We start from the raw sequence: 23906 nt of genomic DNA on the forward strand, positions 1-23906 counted from the left end.
GCGATGACGATCGCAAGAGGTCGCGGTGACCGCACGCTGATGCGCGTCAAGCGCGTCGGCAACGCCCCGCTCAACGTGCTCGACCGCGCAGGCGAGCAAATGTCGTTCTACCTGCGGGCCATCGGGTGGATTCCCAAGACCGCAGTGCATTACAAGAAGGAGGTGCTCCGCCTGCTGGCGGAGGTCACCTTCGGCAGCGGTGCGCTCGCCGTCATCGGTGGGACCATCGGCGTGATCGTGATGATGTCCGGCTTCACCGGCATCGTCGTCGGTCTACAGGGCTATGCAGCCCTCGAACAGCTCGGTAGCTCCGTGCTCACCGGATTCCTGTCCGCGTACGTCAACACCCGTGAGATCGCGCCGATTGTCGCAGGACTGGCACTCTCGGCCACCGTCGGCTGTGGTTTCACCGCCCAGCTCGGTGCCATGCGAATCTCCGAGGAGATCGACGCGCTCGAGGTGATGGCCGTACCCAGCGTGCCGTTCCTCGTGACCACCCGCATGATCGCAGGCTTCGTGGCCGTCATCCCGCTGTACATCGTCGGGCTGTTGGCGTCGTACGTCGCATCCCGAGGGATCAGCACCATTTTCAACGGGCAGTCCACGGGGTCCTACGACCACTACTTCAACCTCTTCCTACCTCCGGAAGACGTGTTGTATTCGTTCTTGAAGGTGCTGATATTCGCCTTCGTCCTGATCATGATCCACTGCTATTACGGCTACCACGCCTCTGGCGGACCGGCTGGTGTCGGCGTCGCAGTGGGCCGTGCCGTTCGTACCGCGATCGTCACGATCGCCGTACTGGACTTCTTCTTGAGCCTCGCCATCTGGGGCACGACCACCACAGTGAGGGTTGCGGGATGATCGACTCGCCGTCGCGACTGAAGCGAGTACTCCTCGGTTTGGCGTTCTTCCTGGTGCTCATCCTGTTCCTGGGGTGGAGCATCACGTCCTACAACAAGACGTTCAAAGATGTGGTGAAAGTCAGCCTCGAAACCGACTCGGTCGGCAACGCGCTGCCGATGAACGCGGATGTCAAGGTGCGCGGAATGATCGTCGGCGAGGTGCGCTCGGCGTCCACCGTCGACGGCGTCGTGACCTCGCAGCTCGCCATCGATCCGGACAAGGCACCGCTGATTCCGTCGAACGTGACGGCACGGTTGCTTCCCAAGACACTGTTCGGTGAGCGCTACGTCTCGTTGATCGTGCCCGAGAACGATGCGGCGTCGCCGATCTCCGAGGGCACGGTCCTCAAACAGGACACCAGCGGAAACGCCATCGAGGTCGGGCAGTTGCTCGACGGCTTGCTTCCACTGCTGCAGGCGATTCCGCCACAGGATCTGGCGAACACCCTCGGGTCGTTGGCGCAGGGCCTCAGCGGGCGCGGTGAGCAACTGGGCCAGACCATCGACAACCTGACGAACATCGTGTCGGGTCTGAACACGGAGTTGCCGAACATCCAGCAGACGTTGGTCGGGCTGGCCGACTTCTCGCAGACCTACGCAGACGCGGCACCGGACTTGGTCTCGGCGCTGGACAACTTGCGGACGACGGGCAACACCGTGGTCGAGCGGCAGTCCAGCCTCGACACGCTGTACGGCTCCCTGACCTCGGCGTCGTACACCACTGCGGACTTTCTACAGACCAACTCCGAGAACCTGATCGGATTGGCCGCGAACTCTCGGGAAGCGCTCGAGCTGCTGGCCGAGTTCTCCCCGACGTTCGGCTGCACGTTCACTTATTTCGCCGAAGGTGCCAGGCGCGGAAAAGTCGTACTCGGTGAGGGCGACGAGTACCCCGGCATCAACGTCTCCGCACCGTTCGTCAACCCGAAGGGTCGTTACTTGCCGAACCAGGACGAGCCGCGCTTGTTCGACGATCGCGGAGCCACCTGTTTCGAGCCCGCGGCGCCGGGGGAGTTCTTCCCGCAGTATCCGGGAGGCTCGATCAACGACGGTTCCTACCAGGTGCCGACCCGGAACCCGGGCCCGCAGGTGATCGAAGGACAGGGACCACCGAAGTCTGCCCAGAGTTCCATCGTTCCCGCCGTCTCCGCATCCGCGCAGCCGGCGAGCTACGAGGGCTCCGACTTCGAGCGCGACACTCTGGCCGTGATCTACGGACAGGCGAGTGGTGTTGCACCGGACAGTATTCCGTCGTGGGCGGCCGCTATCGGCGCACCGGCACTGAGAGGAGTGGAGGTGACCGTGCCATGAGAGGCCTTCTCGCGCCGATCATCAAGTTGGTCGTGTTCGCCGTGATTACGATCATTGCTACGGCCACCCTTGCCTTCACCATCGCCAATTCCAGCGGCGGCGGCGGCACCAAGTTCTCGGCTGTGTTCACGGACGTCACGTCTCTCAACGAGGGCGACGAGATTCGTATCGCGGGCGTTCGTGTCGGCCAGGTCGACAAGATCGAGATCGCCAACGAGCGCGAAGCCAAGGTGGACTTCACTCTGAGCAGTCGTGATTGGCTCCCGGCCAGTTCGACGGCGACCATCCGATTCCGGAACCTGGTGGGCCAGCGCTACATCGCCATCGAACAGGGTTCGGGAGATCAGGGTCGGAAGATCACCGACGGTGCCACCATTCCGTTGGAGCGGACCAAGCCTGCGGTGAACCTGACCACGCTCTTCGACGGCTTCCGCCCGCTGTTCACCACGCTCAGCTCCGATGACGTCAACAAGCTGTCGTACCAGATCATTCAGGTGTTCCAGGGGGAGTCGGGCACCATCAACGAACTGGTCACCAATACGGCGACCCTGACCAACACCGTCGCCGACAAGGATCAGGTCATCGGGCAGGTCATCACCAATCTGAACAACGTGTTGGAGACGGTGAACCAGAACGACGGGCAGCTCGACAGCCTGATCGTCAACACGCAGCAGCTCGTCTCGGGCCTGTCGGCCGACCGTGGTGTCGTCGGCTCCGCCGTGACGTCGCTCGCCGGCCTGACCAACGCGACCGCCGACCTGCTCGAGCCGACCAGGCCGTCGATCCAGGGTTCGGTGACTGCGTTGAACACGTTGGCCGAGACAGTCAACCGACGAAGCGACGACGTGGACACGGTCCTCGGAATTCTGCCCGTCAAACTCGAGAAGCTCATTCGCACGGCCCAGCAGGGATCCTGGTTCACCTTCTATCTGTGCGGTATCGACATCGTCGCCGGACCGGGTAGTTCGCCGAATCTGAATCTGCCGACCGGGCTGCCGACCGTCAACCAGCCGCTGTACACGAACTCCGCAGCGCGTTGCAAAGCTGGGGGGATCAAGCAATGAAATCTCGTCGTAGTCCGGCCACCATCGGTGCGCTAGGTATCGCAATCATCCTGCTCGCCACGATGTCGGTCTTCTTTCTCGACCGGCTCCCGATCATCGGTGCGGGTTCGGTGTACACCGCCGAGTTCAGCGAGGCAGCAGGGCTCAAGCCGCCCAACGAGGTCCGTATCGCGGGCGTGAAGGTCGGCAAGGTCACCGATGTGCGTCTCGACGGCGACCGGGTGCTCGTGGACTTCACGGTCAAGGACGCCTGGGTCGGCAACGAGTCGCGAGCGGCCATCGCCATCAAGACTGTGCTGGGGCAGAAATATCTGGCGCTCGACCCGAGCGGTCCGGAGACGTTGAGCCCCAAGGACCCGATTCCGCTCGAGCGCACCACGTCCCCGTACGACGTGATCGACGCGTTCTCCGCTGCGGCCTCGACCATCAGCGACATCGACACCGATCAGCTGGCGACGAGCATGCGGACCCTGTCCGAGGCGTTCTCCGAGACGCCTGCGAACATCCGTGCCTCGCTCGACGGTGTGACTCGGTTATCGCAGACCGTGGCCAGCCGTGACGAGGAACTGAAGAAGCTGTTCGAGGCCACCGGCGAGACCTCGAAGGTGCTGGCCGACCGCAACGAGCAGTTCAACCAACTGATCACCGACGCGGGCCCGCTTCTCGAAGAGCTCAACAATCGGCAGCAGGCCATCTCGCAGCTGCTCACCGGCACTCAGCGAGTGTCGCAAGAGCTGACCGGCCTGGTTCGCGACAACGAGGCCACCATCAACCCGATGTTGCAGCAGCTCAACGGCACCATCGAGATCCTGCAGCGCAACAACGACAACCTCGACCGTGCGCTGAAGCTGTACGAACCGTTCATTCGGCTGTACACGAACCTGACCGGCAACGGCCGGTGGATAGACATCACGCTGGCAAACCTCACACCGCCCGGAGTTCCGTTGATACCTGGTTACCGCCAGCCCTCGCTCGATACGTTGGCGGGGAACTGATGACAGACACGCAGACAGCACCGAGAAGCAAGAACAAGCTCGCGCTGATCGCCGTCGTCGTGACCGTGGCGCTCGTCCTCGCGGTCGCCGGCTGGTGGCTGTTCACCAGGGCCGGAACGACCAAGATCACCGCCTACTTCGACAAGTCGATCGGCATCTATTCCGGCTCGGAGGTGCGCGTGCTTGGCGTCAAGGTCGGTACGGTCGACTCCGTGACGCCGCAAGGCGAAGACGTGGAGGTCGTCCTCCGCGTCGACCGTGGGGTCGACATTCCTGTGGACGCAAAGGCCGTGCAGGTCACCCCGTCGCTCGTCGCCGACCGCTACGTCCAGGTTTCACCCGCCTACACCGGCGGCGACACCATGGCCGACGGCGCGACGATCGGTCGCGATCGCACCGCAACACCCGTCGAGGTCGACGAGCTGTACAAGTCCATCGACGACCTGTCCACCGCCCTCGGTCCGGACGGCGCGAACAAGGACGGCGCTCTCACAGATCTGGTCAACACCGGTGCAGCCAACCTCGACGGCAACGGTGAAGCGTTGGGCAACAGCATCACCCAGCTCTCGGCCGCCGGTCGAACGTTGAGTGACTCGCGCACCGACGTGTTCGACACGATCAAGAACCTGCAGACGTTCGTCAGCGCCTTGGCCGTCAACGATCAGCAGGTACGCAACTTCAACACCCAGTTGGCCGACCTGACCGGTTTCCTGTCGGGGCAGCGAGAGGACCTCGGAGCTGCACTCCAACAGCTGTCGGTCTCGCTCGGCGACGTGGCGACGTTCGTCGCGGACAACCGGACCCAACTGACCGATGCCGCGAACGGTCTCACGGTTCCGACGCAGACACTCGCCGACAACCGCGAGCAGCTGGTGCAAACGCTCACGTTGCTGCCGCTGGCCATCAGCAACCTGGTAAACGCCTACGACGCCGAGTCGGGAACGCTCGCCACGCGCGCCAATCTCCAGAACGAGACCCAGGATCCGCTCGGCACCCTGTGTCAGCTCATCGATCTCGGAAAGCTGGTTCCCGGTGATCCGCGCTTCGAAGCACTCGGTGCGCAGATTCAGCCGATCATCGATCAGTGCTCCAACATCACCACGATGATCCAGGCCCCGATCAAAGACCAGAACCGGATCGTGCTGCCGTTCGGCGTTCTCACCAACGACATCGAGCAGAACGTGTCCGTGCCGGGCACCGTGCCTGGCGTCGTCTCGCCCAGGCTCGGAAACAGCTCGATGCCCGGACTGGAGCAGTCGTACATCGGAGGTGGGGGACAGTGAGAGCCTCTGTGAATCGGAATCGAGCTCGAGTGAAGCGTTCTTTGGTGGTCGGAGCCGGTGCGTGCGTGGTGGCGCTGTCGGCCGGAGCATGCTCGTCGGCCGGCATCTACGCGATACCGCTGCCCGGCGGTGCCGACGTCGGTGAGAACCCGTTGAACCTGACGGTGCAGTTCGACGACGTACTGGACCTCGTCCCGCAGTCGACCGTGAAGGTCGACGGCGTCTCGGTCGGCCGCGTCGACTCGATAACGGTCCCGAACGACGGCTGGACCGCCGACGTCAACGTCATCTTGAACTCCGATGTCGACCTACCGGCGAACGCCACCGCCTCGGTTCAGCAGACCAACCTGCTCGGCGAGAAGTTCGTACAGCTCTCCGCGCCGGTGGGAGAACAGGAAACCGGCCGTCTGCAGAACGGTGACACGATCCCTCTCGATCGCACCCGCCATGCCACCGACATCGAGCAGGTCCTCGGTGCCCTGTCGCTGCTGCTCAACGGTGGCGGTGTCGGTCAGCTCTCGCCGATCGTCAAGGAACTGAGCACGGCGTTCGACGGTCGGGAAGGTAAGACCAAAGAGCTGTTGCAGCAGGCGAACTCGCTGATCGACGGACTCAATCAGCAGCGTGACGACATCACCCGCGCGATCGACGGTCTCGACACGCTCAGTGGGCGTGTCGCCACCCAGACCGACAAGATCGATGCCGTGCTCAACGACCTGCCGATTGCTACCGATGTTCTCGAGCAGCAGCGACCGCAGCTGACCGAGATGCTCGGCGCGCTCGACCGCCTCGGTGCCGTCGGCACCGACGTGATCAATCGATCCAAGGACGATCTGATCGCGGACCTGCGGGCACTGCGTCCGACATTGCAGGCCCTGGCCGATTCGGCTGACGACGTCGTGACCTCGCTCGCGGTGATCCCGACGTTGCCGTTCGCAGACGGCACCGAGAAGATCATCGAGGGCAACTCGGCCAACCTCTTCCTGTCGCTGGACCTGTCGATCGGAACGGCACTTCGTAACTTCGGTGTCGGAGAAGGCGATCCGGTGTACATCCAGCCCAAGTACGGCAACACACTCCCCGTGGTCGACCCGTCCAACCCGTACTACAACGGAAACGGACCGCGTCCGGGTTGGCCGACGATCTCGTTGCTGCCGTTGCCCCCGATCATCCCGTCACCGGTTCCCGGTCCGGGAGCACCGAACGCAGGCGCGAACCCTGCGCCTGCACCTGCACCATTCGACCCGTTGGCACCGTTGAATGATCTGCTCGAACAGTTCGGAGTTGGCCAATGAGATCGAAGCTCGTTCGGTACCAGTTGGTGATATTCGTCGTGATCGCCGTGCTCGGGTTGATCTACGTCGGCGGAAAGTACGTACGCCTGGACAACATGCTCGGGTTCGGGCAGTACGACGTGAAGCTCAATCTCGCCGACTCCGGTGGAATCTTCACCAATGCCGAGGTCACGTACCGGGGTGTGCCGGTAGGCACCGTCGGTGCCTTGCAGTTGACGCAGGACGGCGTTCAGGTGAATCTGAAGCTCGATGACGGCGGTCCGGATATCCCGGCGGACACGGAGGCCGTCGTCGCGAACAGGTCGGCGATCGGTGAGCAGTACGTCGATCTGCAGCCACGAACCGACCAGGGACCGTTCCTGGTCGACGGCTCCGAGATCGCGGTGGCCGACACCTCCACACCCGTTCCCGTGGAACAGGTGCTGGCCAACGCGAACACGTTGGTCCGGTCGGTGCCGCTCGACAACCTGACGAAGGTCGTCAACGAACTCGGTGTGGCGTTCGACGGCAAGGGCAGCGATCTGCAGTCCCTCGTCGATTCGCTCGGCAACATCTCCGAGGCGGGCAACGAGGCGCTGCCGCAAACCCTGGCATTGGTGCGTGATGCCGTGCCGGTGCTGAACACGCAGACCGAGCAGTCGGACCTCATCCGCCAGTTCAGTACGAGCCTGGATCAGGTGACCGCTCAGCTCAAGTCCAACGATCCCGACATTCGGCGTCTCATCGACACCGGAACCGCTGCAGGCGACCAACTCGGTGGTCTGATCACCGACGCCGGGCCGTCGTTGACGACCGACATCAACAACCTTGCTCTCGTCGCGGCTCAAGCGGAACCCCGCTATGTCGCTCTGCGGCCGTTCCTGACGTTCCTGCCCGCGCTCGGTGCCGGTATCTCGACGATCGTGCCGGACGACGGAACCATCCACCAGGGTCTGTTGCTCGAGACCAACAACCCACCGCCGTGCACCATCGGGTACGAGGGTTCGCAGGCGATCCTCGACGAGGAGAAGCGCAAGAACCCGAACTTCGATCCGACTCGGGAGAACTACCCGCTGAACCTCGACGCGAACTGTGCGACACCGCAGGGCAGCGTCACGGGCGTTCGTAGCGCGAACCGAATCGTCTTCGCCGATCCGGACGTTCCGCAGCCGTGGGATCTCAAGCCGAAGGTCGATCCCGACAAGCTCAACCTCAACCCCATCGCCACCCAGTTGGCACCGCTCATCGGCGTCACGCCGAAGTAGCGCCATCGAAAGAACTGCTGCTCAGCACTGTCATCGGGTCGAGAGCGGTTCGGCCGGATATTACCGAGTAGTAGGGTGAAAGTGTGAACTCGAGCACCGAAGCCCTGGAGTCCCCAGCGACTCCAGGGCGCAACAAGACAGCAAAAATTCTTCTTGCCGTCGTCACGGTGATCGCCGTGGCGGCACTCGCCGCAGCCGTGTTCTTCGGCTACGGCTGGGGCATTGCGTTGTTCGGGCAGAAGCCCACCGCTGATACCCGCGACGCCGCCCTCACCGGCGCACAGCAGGCTGCGGTCAACCTGAACACGGTCGACGCTGCCGACATCGATCAGTCGTTCGACAACATGAAGTCCTCGATCACCGGTGACTTGATGCTCAACGACCTCGAACAGACCCGCTCGGGCATCACCGATCAGGTTCGGCAGTCTGGTGCGAAGAGTGAGGCCGAGGTTCTGCACGGAGCGTTGACCGAGCTCAGCACGGACGAGCACACTGCTACCGCACTGGTTGTCGTCGCTACGACCACCACCTGGCCCGATCGTGTGGAGCGAAGCAAGCTCACGATGCGACTGGCCATGGAGGAGGTCGACGGGGTGTGGAAGACCAACAAGGTCGACCCCATCGGATCACGGATCTCACTCGACAATCCGAACACCAACCCCGTCATTCCGACCGATCCGGGTGCTACCGATCCGAACGCGGCCGACCCGAACGCGGCGGACCCCAGCACGGAAGCCACGCCGACTCCGCAGCCGGATTCCGGCGGCAACTGACGTCATCCGGCAGGGCTGTATTCCGTCTGTAGTGAAGTAAGTTTCGAAGGAGTTCTGTTAGTGCCTCCCCAGCGTCGCAAGATCGTTCCCCCCACCACCACCAGTAAGGTGCGCCGCAAGGTGGCAGGTACCGGAAAGTCGGCCGCTTCCACCCCGGATGCGACCGGCGTCGAAGGATCCGAGTCGACCGAGACGGCAGCGAGCACCCCGGCCGTCGAGAAAGCAGGCGCTGAAAAGTCCGGCGCTGAAAAGTCCGGCGCTGAAAAGTCTGGCTCTGCGAAGCCCAGCGCGGACAAATCCAGCCCTGCCAAGTCCAGCCCTGCCAAGTCCAGCCCTGCGAAGCCCTCGCTCTCCAAGGCCGGTGCCGCCGAGACCTCGTCCGACGAGAAGACCGATCCGGTGACCCCAGAGGTCTCCGAGGATTCGGAGACGGTCGAATCACCCGCGGCGTCTTCCGGCGGGTCGAAGTCGGGGATCGGCTACAAGCACGTGATCATCGTTGCGGTGATCGCTGTTGTACTCGGCGCTTTTGCGACTCTCGCGTGGTTCAAGCCCTTCGCCACGATCGACAACGAAGCGTGGGTGGATTCCGCGGCCACGCAGGAGGTCACCTCGGCGGCAACCGATGCACTGCAGACGCTCTACACGTACAAGGCCGAGACGATCGATTCCGATTTCGACGCGGCTCGCGCGGTGCTCAACCAGTCGATGCTCGACGAGTTCAACTCCACCGCGGATACAACCAAAGCGGCTGTGGTGCAGACGGATACGGGCACCGAGGCCATGGTCACCGACATCGGGGTGACCCTGCTACAGGGCGACAAGGCCGAGCTGCTCGCAAACGTGAACATCAGCGCCACGCAGAACGGATCCGCGTCGGGAAGCGCCGAGGGCCCCTTGACGGTCAACATGGAGAAGATCGACGGTACGTGGAAGCTGTCCGCCATCGACGACCAGTAATACCGGAAACGGTTTCGGCCAGCTCTTCGATCAGGCCCCGTTCGACGCAGACCACTGCTCGGACGGGGCTTTTTCGTGCGCTTCTCGCCCATCTGTCGCGTGCGTGCGTGCGAGTTAACATCGCGATTGCGTCCTGGCTTGGGACGAGCCCTGGTTGCTCGGGACAACCATTCGACGCTCGACAGCCAGGGATGGATCCGATGAATACGGAGCAAACTGGTCATGACCGACACAACTATCGACTTTTCCGTGCTGGAATCGAGGTCCGGTCGTTCGGGCTTCGCCGAGAACGTGAATCCCGAACTGTACCGATTGTTGTCTGCGCTGAATCTCGATCGTGAGTATGTTCGCGGCGACGGGACCGTGCTGTTCGACGCAGTGGGCCGTCGCTATCTCGATTTCGCGGGGGCATACGGTGCCCTTCCTTTCGGACACGGCCCCACCCCGATCTGGCAGGCAATCAACGATGTTCGCTGCAGCGGGGAGGCCATCTTCGTGCAGCCTTCGGTGCTGACGGCGGCCGGTGAATTGGCACATGAGTTGGGGCGCATCGCTCCCGGAGGGTTGACCCGAACGACGTTCGTCAACAGTGGTACCGAGGCGACGGAGGTGGCGCTCAAGATCGCTCGGGCACATACCGGGCGGCTCGGTGTGTTGACCACTGGGAACAGCTTTCACGGCAAGACGCTGGGAGCGCTGTCCGCGACCGGAAATATCGAGTATCAAAGCGGATTCGGGGCACCGGTCGAAGGGTTCGATCACATAGTTTTCGGTGATTCCGATGCGCTCGATGCGGCCCTGTCCGCTGCGCCGGGGCACTACGCGGTGTTCCTGGTCGAGCCGATCCAGGGTGAGGGGGGAGTGGTCTGCCCACCGGACGGTTACCTGCACCGGGTGCGGGAAATCTGCGACCGGCACGGGGTGCTGTTGGCGTTCGACGAGGTCCAGACCGGGCTCGGCCGGACCGGGCGGATGTTCGCGTGCGAACACGAGGGCGTCGTACCGGACATCGTGACTCTCGCGAAGGCACTGGGCGGCGGAATCGTGCCGGTGGGTGCGGTGCTGTGTGCTCCGAAATTGGTGGACGAAGGGTTCGCGCTGCGGCACACCTCGACGTTCGCAGGCAACGCGTTGGCCGCGCGGGTGGGCCTCGCGGTCGTCGACGAACTGACTCGGGACGACTGCGCGGTGGTGACGAACGCAGCGGTGCTCGGTCGGCAGTTGAAAACAGACCTGACGGCTCTGGCCGAGAAGTATCCGTCGGTGATCACCGATGTTCGCGGGCGCGGCCTGCTGCTCGGGATCGAGTTCAGCGCGGACCTGAACTTTGTCGGCCGGCAATCGCTGCTGGGTTCCATTGCCGAGCAACGCAATCTGACTGCGGTGATCTGCTCCTATCTCCTCAACGTCGAGGGTATCCGAGTGGCTCCGACGCTGTTCGGTACCAGGGTGATTCGCATCGAGCCTCCGCTGACTGTGACGGCAGTGCAGTGCACACGCCTGGTGGCGGCACTGGATCGGGCGCTCGGGTATGCGGCGATGGGGGACTTGGACGGATTGTTCGGGCACCTGTTGGGGCGGCCGACCGTCGCCACTCCACCTGCGCTTGCTGCGCTGCGTCCGGGGCGGACCCCCGACATCGACGTTCGACCCTCGGATCGCCGGTTCGCCTTTGTCGCTCACCCTCTGGATCTGGGGTTCTTCGCCGCGTTCGACCCTGCCCTCGAGGTGTTCGATCATGCCGAGCGACAGGATCTGCTCGAGCGTTTCGCCGCGTCGACGTCCGAGCTCGACCCGGCCTCGTTCGTCATCGGCAGCGGCCGCGTCATCGGCGGTGGGGAGGCAACTGCTCACGGTGACCTGATCGGCTTGCCCTACACCTCCGAGCAACTGCTGCGATTGCCTGCCGAACAGGCGTTGCGTGTGGTGGGCGGTGCCGTGGACCTGGCGATCTCCCGCGGTGCCACGGTGGTGGGATTGGGCGGTTATTCGTCGGTGATCACCGGGAACGGGTTGGGCCTCGGCGTGACAACGCGGCCGATCACGACCGGAAACACCTTCACGGCCGCGGCGAGTCTACGGGCGGTACGACGCGTATGCCGCGAACGCGGAATCGATGTCGGCCGGGCTCGGGTGACGATTCTCGGTGCTGCCGGAGCGATCGGCCGGACCATCGGCAGGCAATTGGCCGGCGAGGTCGGCAGCATCGCATTGGTCGGCAGGCGGGGCGAGAGCTCGGTGATCGCGCCGAAGCTGTGGGCGGCGGCGCAGGAGATGGTGGCCGGTGCGAGAGCGGGTTCCGGCTCGGGGGATCTGGCCGGTGCTGTGGCCGCGGTCGATGGCGACATCGATGACCTGATCCGGTCGCGGCACATCGAGTTCTTCACCGATCCTGTTGCTGCGGTACGGGATTCGTTGATCGTGATCGCAGCCACGTCGGCACCGCATGCGTTGATCGATCCGACGGATCTGATGGAGGGTGCCATCGTCTGCGATGTTGCGCAGCCACCGAACATCGGCCGCGACGTGCGCGGTGAGCGGCCGGATGTGACCGTGTTCGACGGCGGCATCGTTCGGGTGCCGTCGGGTTCGGATTTCGGGTTGACCTACGGGTTGGCTCCCGGCCTGACATACGCCTGTATGGCCGAGACGATGCTGATCGCGTTGTCGGGCGAGTTCGAGCTCCGCAGTATCGGTACCAGTCTCGACGGTGACAGCGTCGAGCGGCTGGGTGAGTTGGCCGATATACATGGGTTCGCGCTCGCCGAGGCGACGCGGTGGCGCGACGGCGGTCGGTAGTCGACCGGGCCCGGGGTCTGCGGAAGGCAGTGGACCCCGGACCCGTCCTCGCTGGTGTCGACGGGTCGACATCACCGGTGGGAGGTCGCGAGCGTGTACGACGAATTCGCTGTACCTCTTGACGAAGGAAGACGCAGGGGTCACTCTTGTCGTGAAGGAGCACCCCCGTGGGGACGATCGCATGCGATCGTCTTCCGTCGCTTTCAGGTCGCCAGCCATCGAGGTCGCCGCAGCTTTTCGTTCGATCCGCAGTTGTCTGTTCGCCCGCAGTGGTCGGATGTGATGTGCATCTGCGCGTTCGACACGCTGTTGCCGACTCGGCGCGTGATTCGATCTCGGGTGCTACTTTTGATGCCCCCATTGCGCTGTGCGCACATTTGGGGTACCTTTGGACGTTGCGCTGGCTGCCTCCTGTCCACCTCTCGATCGCTGTTTCCCGAAGCCTCGTTTTCGGGCCGCTGTGATGGGGATTCGGTCTGGTTGCGACCAGCCGAAATTCGCCCCACATATAGCAAACAGATACAGCGGCGGTCGCCATGTCGTTTCGGTTGACAGAACGGCGCGACCCGCGTGAGGTGCTGGAAGGACGCATCTTGGCAGTCTCTAGCCAGACCAAGGCAGTTGTCGGAACACCGGGAGCCCCGAGGAGGGTTTCGTTCGCGAACATTCGCGAGCCGTTGGAGGTACCCGGTCTCCTCGATGTACAGACGGATTCGTTCGAGTGGCTGGTAGGTGCGCAGAGTTGGCGTGACCGTGCCGCCGCCCGCGGAGACAGCAGTGTCTCCGGCGGACTCGAGGACATCCTGACCGAGCTCTCTCCGATCGAGGATTTCTCGGGCTCGATGTCGCTCTCCTTCTCCGACCCACGATTCGACGAGGTCAAGGCCTCGACCGATGAGTGCAAGGACAAGGACATGACGTACGCAGCTCCGCTGTTCGTCACGGCCGAGTTCATCAACAACAACACCGGTGAGATCAAGAGCCAGACGGTCTTCATGGGTGATTTCCCGATGATGACCGACAAGGGCACCTTCATCATCAACGGCACCGAGCGCGTCGTCGTTTCGCAGCTGGTGCGTTCTCCGGGCGTCTACTTCGATCATTCGATCGACAAGACCACCGAGAAGGATCTGCACAGCGTCAAGGTCATCCCCGGACGTGGTGCATGGCTCGAGTTCGACGTCGACAAGCGCGACACCGTGGGCGTCCGTATCGACCGTAAGCGTCGTCAGCCCGTCACGGTGCTGTTGAAGGCTCTGGGTTGGTCCACCGAGCAGATCACCGAGCGCTTCGGCTTCTCCGAGATCCTCATGGCCACGCTGGAGAAGGACAACACCGCAGGTACCGACGAGGCTCTCCTCGACATCTACCGCAAGCTGCGTCCGGGCGAGCCGCCGACCAAGGAGTCGGCGCAGACCCTGCTGGAGAACCTGTTCTTCAAGGACAAGCGTTACGACCTCGCTCGCGTCGGTCGCTACAAGATCAACAAGAAGCTCGGCCTCAACGCGGGTCAGCCGATCGTGGCATCGACCCTCACCGAGGAAGACATCGTCGCGACCATCGAGTACCTGGTGCGTCTGCACGCAGGTGAGACCTCGATGACCGCACCCGACGGCGTCGAGGTTCCGGTCGAGGTCGACGACATCGACCACTTCGGCAACCGTCGTCTGCGTACCGTCGGCGAGCTGATCCAGAACCAGATCCGCGTGGGCCTGTCCCGCATGGAGCGCGTCGTGCGCGAGCGGATGACGACTCAGGACGTCGAGGCGATCACGCCGCAGACCCTGATCAACATCCGTCCCGTCGTGGCTGCGATCAAGGAGTTCTTCGGAACCTCCCAGCTCTCGCAGTTCATGGACCAGAACAACCCGCTGTCGGGTCTGACGCACAAGCGTCGCCTGTCGGCACTGGGACCCGGCGGTCTCTCTCGTGAGCGCGCCGGCCTCGAGGTCCGCGACGTTCACCCTTCGCACTACGGCCGCATGTGCCCCATCGAGACCCCGGAAGGCCCGAACATCGGCCTGATCGGATCGCTCTCGGTGTACGCACGGGTCAATCCGTTCGGCTTCATCGAGACCCCGTACCGCAAGGTCGTCGACGGCCAGGTGACCGACGAGGTCGATTATCTGACTGCCGACGAGGAGGATCGCCACACGCTCGCGCAGGCGAACTCTCCCGTCGACGATTCGGGCCGCTTCACCGAGGACAAGATTCTCGTTCGTCGTAAGGGTGGAGAGGTCGAGTTCGTCTCGTCCGACGACATCGACTACATGGACGTCTCGCCTCGGCAGATGGTCTCGGTCGCCACCGCGATGATCCCGTTCCTCGAGCACGACGACGCCAACCGTGCCCTGATGGGCGCGAACATGCAGCGTCAGGCCGTTCCGCTGGTGCGGAGCGAGGCTCCGATCGTCGGTACCGGCATGGAGCTGCGCGCCGCTGTCGATGCAGGCGATGTCGTCATCTCGGAGAAGACCGGTGTCGTCGAAGAGGTTTCCGCCGATTACGTCACGGTCATGGCCGACGACGGATCACGTAAGACCTACCGGATGCGCAAGTTCGCGCGCTCCAACCAGGGCACGTGCGCCAACCAGCGTCCGATCGTGGACGAGGGACAGCGCGTCGAGTCCGGTCAGGTCCTCGCCGACGGCCCCTGCACCGAGAACGGTGAGATGGCACTCGGCAAGAACCTGCTGCTGGCGATCATGCCGTGGGAGGGCCACAACTACGAGGACGCGATCATTCTGTCGCAGCGCCTCGTGGAAGAGGACGTCCTGACCTCGATTCACATCGAGGAGCACGAGATCGATGCTCGCGACACCAAGCTCGGTGCCGAGGAGATCACTCGGGACATCCCGAACGTCTCCGACGAGGTCCTCGCGGATCTGGACGAGCGCGGCATCATCCGCATCGGTGCCGAGGTTCGTGACGGCGATGTGCTGGTCGGCAAGGTCACGCCGAAGGGCGAGACCGAGCTGACCCCCGAGGAGCGCCTGCTGCGCGCCATCTTCGGTGAGAAGGCTCGCGAGGTTCGCGATACCTCGCTCAAGGTTCCGCACGGCGAGAACGGAAAGGTCATCGGCATCCGCGTGTTCTCGCGTGATGACGACGACGATCTGCCTCCCGGCGTCAACGAGCTGGTCCGCGTCTACGTCGCCCAGAAGCGCAAGATCCAGGACGGCGACAAGCTCGCAGGCCGCCACGGCAACAAGGGCGTCATCGGCAAGATCCTCCCGCAGGAGGACATGCCGTTCCTGCCCGACGGCACCCCGATCGACATCATCCTCAACACCCACGGTGTGCCGCGTCGTATGAACATCGGTCAGGTCCTGGAAACCCACCTGGGTTGGATCGGCAAGACCGGTTGGAACGTGCAGATCGCCACGGACGGGACGAAGCCCGATTGGGCCGAGCGCCTGCCCGAGGAGATGTTGGCCGCTCCGGCCGACAGCAACATCGCCACCCCGGTGTTCGACGGTGCCAAGGAAAATCAGCTCGCCGGCCTGCTGGAGAGCACGATTCCCAACCGCGACGGCGAGCAGATGGTCGGTTCCGACGGAAAGGCCACGTTGTTCGACGGCCGCTCCGGCGAGCCGTTCCCGTACCCGGTGTCGGTGGGCTACATGTACATCATCAAGCTGCACCACTTGGTCGACGACAAGATCCACGCTCGTTCGACCGGGCCGTACTCGATGATCACGCAGCAGCCCCTCGGTGGTAAGGCCCAGTTCGGTGGACAGCGCTTCGGTGAGATGGAGTGCTGGGCCATGCAGGCCTACGGTGCCGCGTACACGCTGCAGGAGCTTCTCACCATCAAGTCGGACGACGTCGTCGGCCGCGTGAAGGTGTACGAGGCGATCGTCAAGGGCGAGAACATTCCCGAGCCCGGCATTCCCGAGTCCTTCAAGGTGCTCCTCAAGGAGCTCCAGTCGCTGTGCCTGAACGTGGAGGTGCTGTCTTCCGACGGCGCTGCCATCACGATGGCCGACGGCGACGACGAGGACCTCGAGCGTGCCGCAGCCAACCTGGGAATCAACCTTTCCCGCAACGAAGCTGCGACGGTCGACGATCTCGCTCAGTAGTTCTGTGATCCCCGTGCCTGCGTCACCGCAGGCACGGGGGTGATCACGCTTTTTCTGATTCGGTATCACAACACCCATAACGGGGAAAGGAAGTTACGTGCTCGACGTCAACTTCTTCGATGAACTTCGCATTGGCCTTGCCACTGCGGACGACATCCGTCAGTGGTCCTACGGCGAGGTCAAGAAGCCGGAGACCATCAACTACCGCACGCTCAAGCCCGAGAAGGACGGCCTCTTCTGCGAGAAGATCTTCGGCCCCACCCGGGACTGGGAGTGCTACTGCGGCAAGTACAAGCGCGTCCGCTTCAAGGGCATCATCTGTGAGCGCTGTGGCGTCGAGGTCACTCGCGCCAAGGTGCGTCGTGAGCGCATGGGCCACATCGAACTGGCAGCTCCCGTCACGCACATCTGGTACTTCAAGGGTGTGCCCTCGCGTCTGGGCTACCTGCTCGACCTGGCTCCGAAGGATCTCGAGAAGATCATCTACTTCGCTGCCTACGTCATCACCACGGTCGACGACGAGCTCCGCCACAACGAGCTCTCCACGTTGGAGGCCGAGATGGAGGTCGAGAAGAAGGCCGTCGCAGATCAGCGCGACGCCGATCTCGAGGCTCGCGCGCAGAAGCTCGAAGCCGACATCGCCGAGCTCGAAGCCGAGGGTGCCAAGTCCGATGTGCGCCGCAAGGTCAAGGACGGTGGCGAGCGCGAGATGCGTCAGCTCCGTGACCGCGCGCAGCGTGAGCTCGATCGTCTCGAAGAGATCTGGACCACCTTCACCAAGCTGGCTCCCAAGCAGCTCATCGTCGACGAGCTCATCTACCGCGAGCTCATCGACCGGTACGGCGAGTACTTCACCGGTGCCATGGGTGCCGAGTCGATCCAGAAGCTCATGCAGAACTTCGACATCGACGCCGAGGCCGAGTCTCTTCGCGAGACCATCCGCAGTGGCAAGGGTCAGAAGAAGCTGCGCGCGCTCAAGCGTCTGAAGGTCGTCGCTGCGTTCCAGGCCGGCCGTAACTCGCCGATGGGCATGGTTCTCGACGCCGTCCCGGTCATCCCGCCGGAGCTTCGTCCGATGGTGCAGCTCGACGGTGGACGTTTCGCGACGTCCGACCTCAACGATCTGTACCGCCGCGTGATCAACCGCAACAACCGCCTCAAGCGTCTGATCGATCTCGGTGCCCCCGAGATCATCGTCAACAACGAGAAGCGGATGCTGCAGGAGTCGGTCGACGCCCTGTTCGACAACGGCCGTCGTGGACGTCCGGTCACCGGACCTGGCAACCGCCCGCTCAAGTCGCTGTCCGATCTGCTCAAGGGCAAGCAGGGTCGTTTCCGTCAGAACCTGCTCGGAAAGCGAGTCGACTACTCGGGCCGTTCGGTCATCGTGGTCGGCCCGCAGCTCAAGCTGCACCAGTGTGGTCTGCCGAAGCTGATGGCTCTCGAGCTGTTCAAGCCGTTCGTGATGAAGCGTCTGGTCGATCTCAACCACGCGCAGAACATCAAGTCGGCCAAGCGCATGGTCGAGCGTCAGCGTCCGCAGGTGTGGGATGTCCTCGAAGAGGTCATCGCCGAGCACCCCGTGCTGCTCAACCGTGCACCTACCCTGCACCGTCTGGGCATCCAGGCGTTCGAGCCGCAGCTGGTCGAGGGCAAGGCCATCCAGCTGCACCCGCTCGTGTGTGAGGCGTTCAACGCCGACTTCGACGGTGACCAGATGGCCGTCCACCTCCCGCTGTCCGCCGAGGCTCAGGCCGAGGCGCGCGTGCTGATGCTGTCCTCGAACAACATCCTCTCGCCTGCATCGGGTCGTCCGCTCGCCATGCCGCGTCTGGACATGGTGACGGGTCTGTACCACCTGACGCGTCTGGACGTCGGTGCTGTCGGCGAGCGTGCCGACGCCAAGACCGACACGGCCGAGTTCGGGGCGTACTCCTCCCCGGCCGAGGCTCAGATGGCGGTGGACCGTGGATCGTTGTCGGTGCAGTCGCAGATCCGCGTTCGTCTCACCACGCAGCGCCCGCCGCGTGACATCGAGAGCGAGCTGTTCCCCGACGGTTGGAATCGCGGCGACGCGTGGACCGCGGAGACCACTCTGGGACGCGTGATCTTCAACGAGCTGCTTCCGGCGGACTACCCGTTCGTCAACGAGCAGATGCCGAAGAAGCGTCAGTCGACCATCATCAACGATCTCGCCGAGCGTTACCCGATGATCGTCGTCGCGCAGACCGTCGACAAGCTCAAGGACGCGGGCTTCTACTGGGCCACGCGTTCGGGTGTGACCATCTCGATCTCCGACGTGCTCGTGCCGCCGGAGAAGCCGCAGATCATGGAGACCTTCGAGGCTCAGGCCGATCAGATCGAGAAGAAGTACCAGCGTGGCGCACTCGACAAGGTCGAGCGCAACTCCGCACTGGTCAAGATCTGGCAGGACGCGACCGAGCAGGTCGGTAAGGCCATGGAGGCGCACTTCCCCGACGACAACCCGATCCCGATGATCGTGAAGTCCGGCGCCGCCGGAAACATGACTCAGGTTCGCTCGCTCGCCGGTATGAAGGGCCTGGTGACCAACCCGAAGGGTGAGTTCATCCCGCGTCCGATCAAGTCTTCCTTCAAGGAAGGCCTGACGGTCCTCGAGTACTTCATCAACACGCACGGTGCTCGTAAGGGTCTGGCCGATACGGCGCTTCGTACCGCCGACTCGGGCTACCTGACGCGTCGTCTGGTCGACGTCTCGCAGGATGTCATCGTTCGGGAAACCGACTGTGGCACCGAGCGCGGCATCGTGACGACGATCGCCGAGAAGACGCCCGACGGCAAGATGATTCGCGACGCTCACGTCGAGACCAGCACGTACGCCCGCACGTTGGCGAACGACGCTGTCGACGAGAACGGCACGGTCATCGTCGCTCGCGGACACGATCTCGGTGACCCGGCCATCGACGCGCTGCTCGCTGCGGGCATCACCTCGGTCAAGGTTCGCTCGGTGCTCACCTGCACCACCGGCACCGGCGTCTGCGCCACCTGCTACGGCCGCTCGATGGCCACCGGCAAGCTGGTCGACATCGGTGAGGCCGTCGGTATCGTTGCCGCACAGTCCATCGGTGAGCCCGGTACTCAGCTGACCATGCGTACCTTCCACCAGGGTGGTGTCGCCGGAGATGACATCACCGGTGGTCTGCCTCGCGTGCAGGAGCTGTTCGAGGCACGTGTGCCGAAGGGCAAGGCTCCGATCGCGGACGTGTCGGGACGCATCCAGCTCGAGGACGGCGATCGTTTCTACAAGATCACCATCGTCCCGGACGACGGCGGCGAAGAGGTTGTCTACGACAAGCTCTCCAAGCGTCAGCGTCTGCGCGTGTTCAAGCACGACGACGGCACCGAGCGCCTGCTGGCGGACGGTGACCACGTCGAGGTCGGCCAGCAGCTGATGGAAGGTGCTGCCGATCCGCACGAGGTGTTGCGCGTGATGGGTCCCCGTCAGGTGCAGATCCACCTGGTCAACGAGGTCCAGGAGGTGTACCGGTCGCAGGGTGTGTCGATTCACGACAAGCACATCGAGACCATCGTGCGCCAGATGCTCCGTCGCGTGACGATCATCGACAGCGGCTCCACCGAGTTCCTGCCCGGTTCACTGACCGAGCGCAGCGAGTTCGAGTCGAGCAACCGTCGCGTCGTCTCCGAGGGCGGCGAGCCCGCAGCCGGACGTCCGGTCCTGATGGGTATCACCAAGGCGTCGCTGGCCACCGATTCGTGGCTCTCGGCTGCGTCCTTCCAGGAGACCACTCGTGTGCTCACCGATGCGGCGATCAACACCCGCAGCGACAAGCTCATCGGTCTCAAGGAGAACGTCATCATCGGTAAGCTCATCCCGGCTGGTACCGGCATCAACCGGTACCGGAACATCACGGTGCAGCCGACCGAGGAGGCACGTGCCGCGGCTTACGCGGTGCCGTCGTACGACGATCAGTACTACAGCCCGGACGGCTTCGGCCAGGGAACCGGCGCTGCAGTGCCGCTCGACGACTACGGTTTCTCCAACGAATACCGCTAGAGCGACTCCGTCGCACAGCTGACAGGGCCCCGCATCGACTTCGGTCGATGCGGGGCTCTGTCGTTTCGAGAGAGCAGCGGTGAGTTTTGCTTGCCACTCGGGTCGGTAACGGTATGACTGAACAATCCAGCACCATCGCGAACATCGGCGTGGCCATGTTCACCGTCGCAGACCAGGACGCCGCTCTCGAGTTCTATTCACGCGTACTCGGCTTCGAGATTCGCGGAGATCTGCGCTTCGGACCCGAGGGCGAGAATCGTTGGTTGGAGGTGGCACCTCCCGGTTCGACGGCGCGTCTGGCCCTCAATCCGCCGATGGGGGGCACGCCCGGTGGCGGGTCCATCGGCGTCGAGACTGCCGATGTCGCGGCCGAGCATGCGCGGTTGAGTGCTCTCGGCGACGTCGATCTCGACGATTTCATGGAGGAGGTGGACGGTGTGCCGCCGATGTTCGCCCTTCGCGATCCCGACGGTAACTCGATCTGGGTCGTGCAGGCCTGACGGATCTGCCGGGATGTTTCTGATCGACGACGGCGAAGGTGGTGCGTCGATTGTTGTCCGGTCGCCCACCTCAATCACGAGGAGGTCGTTCATTCGTGGTGGCAGACGGCCTCGAGGTCGATGCCGTTGAGGTCGCGCACGAATGATCCGTAGTACGTCGCGTGGTACTCCGGCTGTAGTCCCGGTGGCCGGAGCTCGATCGCTCCTGCTGCCAGGGCCGCGGCGTGGAATGCATCGACCGTGGCTCGGTCTTGTGCACTGAACGCGAGATGGGTGTGCGGTCCGATAGCCGACTCCGGTGCGTCGACGATCCAGAAGAAGGGCTTCACCTGAGCCCAACCGAATGCGATCATGGCGAGCTGGTTCGCCTCGGGAGTGTGCGGTACCCGCATGATCTCGGTGATCCCGAGCGGTTTCAGTGCAGCACCGTAGAACTCGGCGCTGGCGGCGAGATCGGCTACGCCGATGTTGAGGTGGTCGATTTGGGATCCGGTGCGGTCGGTGTTCGTCATGCGTTCGAGTTTTGCCGAGATCGCGGACGAGTTCGGTCCTGAATGGGTTGGATCGGTCGTGTTCACCTCGGCGTCGAGTCGATGACGGTCGGAGTTTGCCCGGGCACGACAGTCTCGAACAATGGTGAGACGGGGTAACGAGATACGGATCGGGCGGGACATCTCTCTACGGGCGGGGGCCACGCGCCGACAGTTTTTGACGTGGAGTGCGTTGGTCGGGGCACTGGCGTTCACTCCCGAACTCGCGGGCGCGACGGCACACGCGCAGTCGGTTGTGACCCCCGACTACCCGTTCCGACTCGGCGTTGCCTCGGGTGATCCGCTGCCCGATTCGGTGGTGCTGTGGACCAGGCTTGCCACCGATCCTTTTGCGCCGCTGGGCGGAATGACCCCTGGCGTGGTGCCGGTACGGTGGCAGATCGCAGCGGACGAGAGATTCGCGAACATCACCCGCGAGGGGATCGAACTCGCCACCGAGTTCGACGGCTGGTCGATTCACGTCGACGTCCGAGGTCTCGATTCCGCTCGCGAGTACTTCTATCGTTTCCTCGTCGGACCGCACGCCAGTCCGGTGGGGCGCACCAAGACTGCGCCGGCGGTGGGGCAGCCGCTCGCGAGGCTCGATTTCGCCTGGGCATCGTGCCAGAAATGGGAGGACGGCTACTTCGGCGCGTACCAGGACCTGGCGGCGTCGAACCTGGACGTGGTGTTCTTTCTGGGCGACTACATCTACGAGTACGCGATCAAGGACCAGGGCGCGCGTCAGGGACAGCCGCGCACCGAGTCGGCGGCGCGCGAGACCATGGTGCTCTCCGATTACCGTGATCGGTACGCCCTGTACAAAGCCGACGAGAATCTGGCTGCTGCGCATGCGTCGGCGCCGTTCGTCTCGACGTTCGACGACCACGAGGTGGACAACAACTGGGCCTCGCAGATCAGCCAAGACAACGATGATCCGCGAGAGTTCCTGCTACGCAGAGCCGATGCGTTCAAGGCGTGGTGGGAGAACACTCCGGTTCGTGCGAACCTGAAGCCCGTCGGCCCGGACATGAAGGTCTACCGCCGGTTCACCTTCGGCGATCTGGTGGACTTCTCGGTGCTGGACACGCGGCAGTACCGCAGCGACCAGGCGCACGGGGACGGCGAGCATGCGCAGGACGCCGAGACTGCCGACCCGTCGCGCACCATTACCGGTGCGGCACAGGAACAGTGGATTCTGGACGGCTTCGCATCACCGTCGACCTGGAACTTTCTGGCGCACCAGACGGTCATCTCCGATCTGGCGCGGGGAATCGGCAGTGAACGCAAGGTCGGTATGGATCCGTGGAGCGGGTACGAGGCCTCGCGTCACCGAATCCTCGACGGTGCCCGGGATCGCGGTACGAAGAACGTGGCGTCCATCGTCGGCGATATCCACCGCACGATCGTCTCGGAACTGCGTCGCGACTACCAGGATGGGGTCTCACCGGTGCAGGGCGTCGAGATTGCGACCACGTCCATCGCGTCGGGCAAGGACGGTGCCGATGTGGACTCCGCCGGTGCGGCGATCGCCGAGGCCTCGCCGCACGTCAAGTACGGCAACGCCCGGCGCGGCTATCTCCGTAGCACGCTGACGAACACCGAATGGCATTCGGAGGTCCGGGTTCTCGATGCGGTGTCGACGCCCGGCAAGCCGGTTCGCACCGCCGCAGCCGTCACCGTCCCCGAGGGCCGTCCCGAGATTCAGTTGGGTTGATGCCGACGGTCACTGACGAATGGCGAACATCGGCATCGCCAGACCGAGCAGCATCACGGTGAACAGGAACCATGCCGCGCCCTGCCAGACCGGCCACGTGCCACCGGCGCGATAGGACCTGTAGCCCAACGCCAGAGCACCGATGCCGCCGAGGAAGCACACCGCAGGGACCGATGCGGCCAAGAACGGATTCGTGCGGTCGACGGCGAGGAACACCGCGGTCAGCGTCGCGGCCACCGCCACCATGCCCGCGCAGTATCCCGCCGCTCTGCGGATGGCAACAGGGTCATTCCAGCGCTTTTCGACGTCGCGGTCGGCAATTGTGCGTTCGGTCGGATCGTCGTCGTTCATACCTGTGGGCTACCCGTTCGGTGCGGGTCTACCCACGTCGGAC

General features: G+C 63.7%; 16 protein-coding genes. 14 read left to right on the forward strand and 2 right to left on the reverse strand.

Translation table 11 applies throughout. The features are described from left to right. The first annotated feature begins 3 nt into the window (after positions 1–3). The 13 genes from J1M87_RS00140 to J1M87_RS00200 all read left to right on the forward strand — a co-directional run bounded on the left by J1M87_RS00140 (position 4) and on the right by J1M87_RS00200 (position 21265). On the forward strand, positions 4–864 hold the full coding sequence (locus J1M87_RS00140) for an ABC transporter permease (RefSeq protein ID WP_027498223.1): 861 nt from the start codon (positions 4–6) through the stop codon (positions 862–864). Then, positions 861–2216, forward strand: coding sequence for an MCE family protein (locus J1M87_RS00145; RefSeq protein WP_008713865.1), 1356 nt, complete (start codon positions 861–863; stop codon positions 2214–2216). The genes J1M87_RS00140 and J1M87_RS00145 overlap by 4 nt, the downstream gene beginning before the upstream one ends. Next, on the forward strand, positions 2213–3280 hold the full coding sequence (locus tag J1M87_RS00150; protein ID WP_027498222.1) for an MCE family protein: 1068 nt from the start codon (positions 2213–2215) through the stop codon (positions 3278–3280). The genes J1M87_RS00145 and J1M87_RS00150 overlap by 4 nt, the downstream gene beginning before the upstream one ends. Next, a complete protein-coding gene (locus J1M87_RS00155; RefSeq protein WP_008713869.1) occupies positions 3277–4275 on the forward strand; it encodes an MCE family protein in 999 nt (332 codons plus the stop codon). Before J1M87_RS00150 ends, J1M87_RS00155 begins: the two co-directional genes overlap by 4 nt. Continuing rightward, the gene (locus J1M87_RS00160; protein WP_027498221.1) at positions 4275–5558 is read left to right on the forward strand and encodes an MCE family protein; all 1284 of its coding nucleotides are present in this window, start codon (positions 4275–4277) and stop codon (positions 5556–5558) included. Before J1M87_RS00155 ends, J1M87_RS00160 begins: the two co-directional genes overlap by 1 nt. Positions 5559–5587: 29 nt before the next feature. Beyond that, a complete protein-coding gene (locus J1M87_RS00165; RefSeq protein ID WP_206486671.1) occupies positions 5588–6853 on the forward strand; it encodes an MCE family protein in 1266 nt (421 codons plus the stop codon). Then, positions 6850–8097, forward strand: a complete 1248-nt coding sequence (locus J1M87_RS00170) for an MCE family protein (protein WP_206486672.1) — start codon at positions 6850–6852, stop codon at positions 8095–8097. Before J1M87_RS00165 ends, J1M87_RS00170 begins: the two co-directional genes overlap by 4 nt. Positions 8098–8180: 83 nt before the next feature. Beyond that, a complete protein-coding gene (locus tag J1M87_RS00175) occupies positions 8181–8870 on the forward strand; it encodes a hypothetical protein (RefSeq protein ID WP_206486673.1) in 690 nt (229 codons plus the stop codon). A gap of 60 nt (positions 8871–8930) precedes the next feature. After that, a complete protein-coding gene (locus tag J1M87_RS00180; protein ID WP_206486674.1) occupies positions 8931–9830 on the forward strand; it encodes a hypothetical protein in 900 nt (299 codons plus the stop codon). Positions 9831–10052: 222 nt separating this feature from the next. Beyond that, on the forward strand, positions 10053–12629 hold the full coding sequence (locus J1M87_RS00185; RefSeq protein WP_206486675.1) for an aminotransferase class III-fold pyridoxal phosphate-dependent enzyme: 2577 nt from the start codon (positions 10053–10055) through the stop codon (positions 12627–12629). A gap of 575 nt (positions 12630–13204) precedes the next feature. Further along, positions 13205–16711, forward strand: coding sequence for a DNA-directed RNA polymerase subunit beta (locus J1M87_RS00190; protein ID WP_206486808.1), 3507 nt, complete (start codon positions 13205–13207; stop codon positions 16709–16711). Positions 16712–16808: 97 nt separating this feature from the next. Then, positions 16809–20765 (forward strand): DNA-directed RNA polymerase subunit beta', encoded by a 3957-nt coding sequence (locus J1M87_RS00195; RefSeq protein WP_206486676.1) that lies wholly within the window; start codon positions 16809–16811, stop codon positions 20763–20765. 113 nt (positions 20766–20878) lie between these two features. Further along, complete coding sequence (locus J1M87_RS00200) at positions 20879–21265, forward strand: VOC family protein (protein WP_206486677.1); 387 nt, start codon at positions 20879–20881, stop codon at positions 21263–21265. Positions 21266–21354: 89 nt separating this feature from the next. On the opposite strand, the gene J1M87_RS00205 is transcribed toward J1M87_RS00200, so the two are convergent. Beyond that, positions 21355–21777, reverse strand: coding sequence for a VOC family protein (locus J1M87_RS00205; protein ID WP_206486678.1), 423 nt, complete (start codon positions 21775–21777; stop codon positions 21355–21357). A 121-nt stretch (positions 21778–21898) separates the two neighbouring features. Between J1M87_RS00205 and J1M87_RS00210 the strand changes: the two genes are divergently transcribed. Further along, positions 21899–23512, forward strand: coding sequence for an alkaline phosphatase (locus J1M87_RS00210; protein ID WP_206486679.1), 1614 nt, complete (start codon positions 21899–21901; stop codon positions 23510–23512). Positions 23513–23521: 9 nt separating this feature from the next. On the opposite strand, the gene J1M87_RS00215 is transcribed toward J1M87_RS00210, so the two are convergent. Next, a complete protein-coding gene (locus tag J1M87_RS00215; protein ID WP_206486680.1) occupies positions 23522–23863 on the reverse strand; it encodes a hypothetical protein in 342 nt (113 codons plus the stop codon). Between the last annotated feature and the right edge of the window lie 43 nt (positions 23864–23906).

The organism is Rhodococcus sp. KRD162 (genome assembly GCF_017168335.1).
Taxonomy (GTDB): domain Bacteria; phylum Actinomycetota; class Actinomycetes; order Mycobacteriales; family Mycobacteriaceae; genus Rhodococcoides.